Annotated in this window: 8 protein-coding genes and 1 pseudogene; 3 read left to right on the top strand and 6 right to left on the bottom strand. The window is 62.0% G+C overall.

Annotation, left to right across the window (positions count from 1 at the left end; genetic code table 11):
- Positions 1 to 154: 154 nt before the first annotated feature.
- From GQY20_RS31735 to GQY20_RS31745, 3 genes are read left to right on the top strand one after another with little or no spacing between them, the layout of a single operon-like run.
- Positions 155 to 313, top strand: coding sequence for a hypothetical protein (locus GQY20_RS31735; RefSeq protein WP_157221185.1), 159 nt, complete (start codon positions 155 to 157; stop codon positions 311 to 313).
- A gap of 42 nt (positions 314 to 355) precedes the next feature.
- Positions 356 to 622 carry a hypothetical protein gene (locus tag GQY20_RS31740; RefSeq protein ID WP_157221186.1) on the top strand — a complete coding sequence of 89 codons (267 nt, stop codon included), beginning with the start codon at positions 356 to 358 and terminating at the stop codon, positions 620 to 622.
- Positions 623 to 656: 34 nt separating this feature from the next.
- Entirely contained in the window at positions 657 to 950 is a 294-nt protein-coding gene (locus tag GQY20_RS31745) for a hypothetical protein (protein WP_157221187.1), read from the top strand.
- A gap of 6 nt (positions 951 to 956) precedes the next feature.
- Here GQY20_RS31745 and GQY20_RS32735 read toward each other — a convergent pair whose 3' ends face one another.
- The 6 genes and pseudogenes from GQY20_RS32735 to GQY20_RS31775 form a co-directional block, all read right to left on the bottom strand.
- Positions 957 to 1277, bottom strand: a complete 321-nt coding sequence (locus GQY20_RS32735) for an RES domain-containing protein (protein ID WP_157221188.1) — start codon at positions 1275 to 1277, stop codon at positions 957 to 959.
- 131 nt (positions 1278 to 1408) lie between these two features.
- Positions 1409 to 1657 (bottom strand): annotated as a pseudogene (locus GQY20_RS33135) (RES family NAD+ phosphorylase); the annotation flags it as partial.
- 27 nt (positions 1658 to 1684) lie between these two features.
- Positions 1685 to 2293 carry an RES family NAD+ phosphorylase gene (locus GQY20_RS31760; RefSeq protein WP_157221189.1) on the bottom strand — a complete coding sequence of 203 codons (609 nt, stop codon included), beginning with the start codon at positions 2291 to 2293 and terminating at the stop codon, positions 1685 to 1687.
- Entirely contained in the window at positions 2293 to 2898 is a 606-nt protein-coding gene (locus GQY20_RS31765) for a hypothetical protein (RefSeq protein WP_198351345.1), read from the bottom strand. Before GQY20_RS31765 ends, GQY20_RS31760 begins: the two co-directional genes overlap by 1 nt.
- Before the next feature lie 587 nt (positions 2899 to 3485).
- Complete coding sequence (locus GQY20_RS31770) at positions 3486 to 4667, bottom strand: PepSY-associated TM helix domain-containing protein (protein WP_232476369.1); 1182 nt, start codon at positions 4665 to 4667, stop codon at positions 3486 to 3488.
- A 3-nt stretch (positions 4668 to 4670) separates the two neighbouring features.
- On the bottom strand, positions 4671 to 6776 hold the full coding sequence (locus GQY20_RS31775; RefSeq protein WP_157221191.1) for a TonB-dependent siderophore receptor: 2106 nt from the start codon (positions 6774 to 6776) through the stop codon (positions 4671 to 4673).
- Positions 6777 to 7014 lie beyond the last annotated feature (238 nt).

Genomic DNA, 7014 nt, shown 5'->3' on the forward strand with positions numbered 1-7014 from the left:
CGCAAATCCTGTGAATAGGCTCGCGTCATCCTCTGCCGGCCTCCTGCCCAGCCAGCAGCTTGAATCATATTTCCAACCCTCACGGAATCCCCTCGATTCCGTCCGTTCGCAACCCGCTCTAAACCATATCAACCCGAGCAGGACAGACGCGAATATGATCGAACAGCCCATCGACGCGATCGACGGGGTGCTGGTCCATGCGCCGGTCAACGTTGCGGGAAGGGTCGGCTCTTATGCACTGACCTATCGCACGGGACGAACGGACTCAGCCTTTGTCATAGGCGGCGTGCGCCGGAACAATGGAGAGGATTAGCGCACCTGCTGGCCGGCCACCTTCGAGCAAGGCCTGCAGGCAATGACGAACGCCACACAGGTGCAGCTTTGCCAGCACGGCGTCGAAGGTCCTTGGGTTATCCTGGTCAGCGTCTATGGTGCGAAGGGCTTCCGGATGATCCTGGGCGACGGCTATCCGACCGCTTTGGCGTTCCGGAACAATGTGCTGCTGGGCCAGCATATCGTTGAACGGATCGACAATGAGACGTTGATGCCGATTGCCGAAGCCTTCTGGCTGCTGTTCGGAGTTCATCGCCCGAACAATCGCGCGCTCGGCGCCGAACGATAGGGCTGTGACCATGGCCGGCGCCAACCGGTAGAATATGCCCGACGCATTCCTCGACATCCGTCGCTCGCTCCAGGCTCGCGAGATTCTCGTCGCGCTGGAAAAGCACGGCCCCAGCAACGACGCAGTCTTCTATCAATGGCTGGGAACGATTGGTCTCGGCCCCTCGCATCGCGATCTGGCCGACCTGCTCGATCGGCTGGAGGTCGACGGGCTCATCGTGACGGAGCAGGTAGACCAATATCGCGTGGTCAGGCCATCCCGCGCCGGGATCGAGATCGCACAGGCGCGCGTCCAGTCGGACTGGATCGCCCGCGTGGACCCGGAATAGCCCGGGTCAGGTCGCTGCCTCCTCCGGGGGCACGGGCGGGCAGAGCCGATGCTGCACGCCGCTGATCTGCAACAGGCGCTTGTAGATCGGGCCTGAATAATCAGATTCGGCACATTGATCATTCTCGCAAAAGAGCACGAATGCCTTGGCGCCATCATGGCGCGAGCTGCGATAGATCAGGCCGTCGATCGGCTGTCCGCCGGCATCGCGAAACACCCGCCGGAGATATTCGGTAACGATCTGGGTCGGCACATATTCGATATGCTCGCGGCCGTTGCGCTTGATCGGCTTGGCAATGTCGCGTGCGAAATCCCACAGGAAACGCATCGGGTGAATAAGATGGTGGTGGTCGGGGTTAAAGACGCTAGGGACCCCCGGCAGGTCGGCAAGGTCGAGAACGCGCAGCGTCTAAGCGCACGAAACGTGCCGATCGACATGGTCTTGCCGGCATCCTTCACAAGATCGCGCGTTTCGGCTTCGGCGGTGGCGGCGTCGAAGGCGCCATAGAACATTGGAATGCCGGCGGGGCTCATCCGGTTCGACTGAATCGCGAACCCGGTCGGTGGCGGGCCGATCTGCGCCGCGCTGTCATGCGGCCCTGCAGTATGATCATGATGATGACCCCGCCAAAGCCAAAAGCGGCCGCCAGGATCGTGGCGGCTCCCTGTAGGACGCCGGCCTTCAGCGTTGAATCCATTGCTGCCCAGAGCGCTTGCATCGTCAACCCTCCCCGATCAGACCAGCGCCACTTGGAAATCGGTGAGGAGGCGGCCTATATGCGGCGCCTTTTCCAACGGCCCCGTGGATCGCGGAGTGAGCTTTGGCACAGCCCGGTCATAGACCGCCAGGTTGACTTCGGTACTGAGCCGTGAGGGATAGATGATACCGTCCACCGCGGCCGGATGCTCATAGATCGCCAGCGACCATTTCCGGGCGAGCGTTTGGGTGCGGCCGCGTACCACGTCGCTCGGTATACCCATCTTCACAGGCCAGTCGCCGCGCAGATCGACGAGGTTCAGCGTGCGGCCGATAGCGATCTCGGAGTAGAGCCGATCGGTGATCTCGGCCTCTTCGATCTCAACCTCGCCGACCACGCCGTCGCGCTGGTCGCGCAGGACCGCCTCGAGGAAGCACACCTTGGACGTTGAGCCGAGATAGAGAACGCCAAACCGGTTGTCCTCGATACGCCGACGGGGATCGCTAAAGCGAGTCGCATTCTTTCCGAACCCCAAGGGGGCAGGATAGGCCGCGCGATGGATGCGGCCGAGGACGCGTCCCGCCCTTATCGTCGCAATTTCGAGATCCACCCGCGCGAAGTCGGGCGTCGGAGACGCCCCTGGCACTATGAGAAGTCACCGCGCGCCACGCTCTGCGCGGCGTCGAGCACTTCATCCATGCGCCCCCGTTTCAAGGCCTCACGCCCCGTCGCCCCGTCGAGTACATTGTGGCGCTGAGTGAGGAATCGATAGACGCCCCACGGGCTCTGACCGAGCCGCTCGAAGAGCGCCGGCAACGCAGCGAGCGCCCTGCCGTCATCATCGACCTGCCAAGCCGGAAAGCGGAAGCCCCGCTTGGCGCCGTCAAGGCCGAGCAACTCATTGCGCTGACGCCGGGCATTGACGGTGACACGCGAGATGCCAAGCCGCTCGGCCATCTGGTCTGCCGACAGCATATCGTCACGGCTCAGAATCTCGGCCGCGCGAATCCGTCCGCGGGCACGGGCCTCGGCGAAAGCCTGCTCGCGCTCGGCCTCAGTCTCGACCGCCTCACCGGCCTGATTCTGGTCGAGTGCGCTGATCGCGGGTTCGCCGTCGGCATCGACCGTAATGATGAAGCCTGCGGTCCGCCCGCTCTGCCGGGCCTCATGATAGATCTTGTTCAGACCCTCGACGACCTTCTTGACCGTCGACTTGTGGGCTCGCAGACCGTTGAGCACGGCGGGTGACACCGCGACTGCCAGACTCGCCGCCGTCTTGGCGCCGGACCGCGTCTCCAGTACGAACTGACCAGTCCGAGCCGACCGCGTCCGAGTCTCTGATTTGCTTGCCATCGAAAACTCCTTGATCGGAACATGGCCACGGTGGGTAGATTCGTCAAGGTCGTTAAGTTCGATAAGTTTGATCGTTGGTGTTTGCCGGCGCCGCCCGCATCTAACATCAGTGATGTTAGATAACGCGTCGCTGTTAGAAGGGCCTGGCGTGCGGCTCGAGCTTCCCTGGGCACGCCACGAGACGCACTCTTATCAAGAATGGTGATTACCCGGTGACTACAATGGCAAATCTAATAGTTAAAAATGTCAAATTTTATGCCGTAACTTCAACTGGATATATCGTTTTTGATGCTGACGTGTGGTAAATTCCAGGATCAAAGCCGGCTGGCTGGTTCACGCAACCCGAACGGCGGGTTTCGTCGAAAGCCGACGCTCACATCAAAGATGCTGAATGTCTTGATCTGGTCGACACCTGCCGGTTAGCGGACGGACCGCAACTAGGAACGAAAAGTTGGCTGCTGAAAAGCCGACAAGGGTCGATATTTTCAACTTGCGCCGCCGATAGCGCCTGGCGCGAGCGCCAGAGCCATCAGGATGAGTGCGATACCGACATAGGCCCATATCCCCATGCCGCGCCAGGCTAGCTGCCAGCCGCTTTCATCATGAACGGTCTTTGCCAACCGGGTCGCATAGATCACGGTGCCAGTCACTGCCATGGCGGTGAGTGCCGCGCCAAAGACGAACCAGACGATCTTCGTCCAGAGGCCGCCAAATGTGCCGAAGTGCAGCGGGTCGGCCATTTCCGAAATGCGCTGATGGACACTGAGGTCGCGCCCATCCAGTCGGGCAATCACCCTCTGGGTTGCCGGATCGATCGCGACGCCATTGGCGCGATCGCGCACAAGCCAGGCAGACGACTGCCCCAGGAGTATGACGCCATGCTCCGGCGTGAAGCGGATTTCCCGAATGTCGAGCTTCGGGTCTGATCGTAGGGCGAGCGCCACGAAGCTGTCCAACCGGGCGCCAACCGGGGGAGCACTGGCGGCGGTCCGCGGTATTTCCGGCACTGGCGCGTTCCCGCCCAGCGTTTCCACCAGATACCAGACGCCTGTCAGCGCGATGAGCGCGACGAACCAGAGGCTCCACAAGCCGATCAGGCGATGCAGGTCGCCGGCCAGGCGCCGCGTGTCGCCCGTGCGCGGTGCGCGAAAGAAGCCGCGCCACCATTTCTTGTACGTGACGACTCCGGATATCAGCGACACTGTCAGCAGTAGAGCCAGGGATGACACCAGGGGAATGCCGACCTTCGTCGGCAACATGAGATGGCGATGCACCTGCCGCAGGAAGCGGTGGACATTGGCCCAGCCGTGCCGGCCAGTCACCTCCGCCGTCCATGGATCGACATAGATCCGGTCGGGCGCACCCTTGCCATGGCTGACCCATGCTTCGGCCGCGAACCACGGATCGATAGGTGCGTAGAGCGTCTGAAGCCGTGCCTCCGGCGCTGCGCGCGTCGCCGCTTCCGCTAAGGCGCCCCAAGAGGCGACCGGATCCGCGCGCGGCGAAACGCGCATGGCGGGTGTCACCAGCCAGTCGATCTCATGGGCGAAGACCGCGAGCGTACCGGTCGCGAGAATGAAGGTGAGGAAGATGGAGAGCTTGAGCCCGATCCAGCTATGCACCACCCACCAGAGCGAGCGGCCTTTCCTGGCGTTCGCCTTGCCCATGGATCAGAAGCTGAAGCGCAGTTCGGCGAGGAAGGTGCGAGGCTCCCCTGGGAAATGACCGCTCTGCGCGGAAAAGCCGGAGGCGGCATAGACCTTGTCAAAGATATTATCGACGCGCAGCATCAGTTCGGCAAAGCCCAGCCCCTTGGTGATGGACGCATCGAAAATCGTATAGGGCTTCACGCCTTGCCCGGACAGGCTGATCCGTCGCGACACATATTCGCCGCCCACGGCGAAGGCCGCGTCGATCGCCGGCACCTGATAGCGGGTCCAGAAGCCGAGCTTGTGCTTGGGCGCATTGGCGAAGCGATCGCCCACGGCGTTGGTGATCGCCTGCCCCGCAATCGTTCCAGTGATCTTTGTATCGTTATAGCCATAGTTGACCAGCGCGACCCAGTTGGCCGTGATGTCGGTAGAAAGGTCGACCTCGAACCCCTTGCTCGTGACCTCGCCGATCGGGCGGAACTGATCCTGGCCGTTGACCGGAGGCAGGCTGGGGTCCGCCTGAAGGATGTTCTTGCGCACGATCCGGTAGGCGGCGAAATTGGCCTGAAGCCGGCCGTCGAACAGGTCGGTCTTGACCCCGCCCTCGAACTGATCGCCCGTCACTGGGGCGAACGGGCCGCCGGCATCGACCGTCTGGCTCGACGCGCTCTGCGGCTCGAAACTCTGCGACCAGCTTACATAGACCGAAACGTCCTTACGCGGCTTGAAGATGGCGCCCGTACGGAAAGTGACGTCATCGTCCCTGTAGAAGCGGTTGCCGACCACGCCGTCCTCGAACTTGTCATATCGGACGCCGCCCACCAGCATGAACATATCGGTCAGGCTGATCTGGTCCTGCAGATAGGCGCCCTTGCGCTTCGTGCGCGTGTCAGTGACGGTGAAGGGCAGCAGCGCCGCCCGGGCCACATCGCGAGCGCTGTTGGTATAGACCGGGTTGCTGAGACTGAGCGGCGTCACACCCGTACGCAAAATGCGGCTGTTGAGCACACTGGTTTCGTCATACCAGTCCGCGCCGGCCTGAAGCTTATGCTGCATCCCAAGCAGGTCGACGCGTGCGGTGAGATTGGCGGAGAAGGAAAGGCCATCCACATCGCGGATCTGATCGCGAAACTCGCGCGCGACCAGATCGCCGCTGCCGGCCACAAAACCGCGCGGCTCGTGATATTGCTGCGTCTCGGTCGCCTTGAAATAGCGCAAGCCAGCGTCGAACGTGACGGCATCGCCGATCGCCGTGGCGTAGCGCGCCTGATAGGCCTGCGACTTCAGATGCAGGAAGTCCGTCGGTTCATTGGCGTTCCAGCGGATGTTGGTCAGGAAATTGCCGGCATTGTCGGTCAACACCCCGCGCAGCCGGTTCGCTTGCAGGTCATTGTCGTAGACCGTCGCCTGGAAGGTCAGCTTGCCGCCTTCGTTCGTCCGGATCGCGACGCCGCCATCGCCGATCAGCGACACATTCTTCGTGTTCAGGCGATAGGGGTTGATGGCTTCATAGAAGCCGCCGAGGCGATAAGTGACGATGCCGTCGCTGTCGATCGGACCCGTTGCTTCGGCCGATATGCCGCGCCGGTCGTAATTGCCGCCGGTCGCGACAAGCCGCATGGCCGTCCTGGTATCCGGTACCTTCGACACATAGTTGATGATGCCGCCCGGCGATCCCGGCCCGAAGAAGAGGCCCGCCGGACCTTTCAGCACTTCGACCCGCTCGATGTTGAAGAGCTGCGGCACGGAAAAGCCGATGAAGGGGTTTCCGCGCATTCCGTCATAGAAGGACTGATCCTGCCGGAAGCCGCGGAAGGTCACACCGGCATAGCTGAAGAAGCTGACCCCCGAGATGTTGCGGTAGATATCCGTCGCATCACGCGCGCCCTGATCGGCGAACAGGTCTTTGTTGATCACCTGCAGGGCCTGCGGAATGTCGAGCGGGTCTTGCGCGCTCTTGCCGACCGTCGTGGTTTCGGTGCGGTACAGGCGTTGGGCGCGGCCGGTGACGATGATCTGGTCCCCCTCCCCCGCTTCTGTGGAGGGAACAGCTATCTGTTCAGCATGGGCGACGGTGGCGCAGAGAGAAGCGGACGCGCGCAGCGCCGCACGAAAGATAGACAAATCAACCCCCTATCAGTGGATTCGCTAATGCGATCCATTTGCAATAGAGTGGCCAAGGCTTTGGCGCAAGGGTCGTCACATCTGAATGGGTTCGGTCGGCGACCGGCAAGTCGTGGGACAAAGCTGATGGGGTGGACGCCCCCCGACGGCATCGATGTGCCAGAGTGGAGGTGTTTGAAGCACCACTGAGGGAGGCGTCCGTGTCGCAAGCTATCACAATCGGGCTGGATATCGCCAA

The organism is Flavisphingomonas formosensis, assembly GCF_009755815.1.
GTDB lineage: Bacteria > Pseudomonadota > Alphaproteobacteria > Sphingomonadales > Sphingomonadaceae > Flavisphingomonas > Flavisphingomonas formosensis.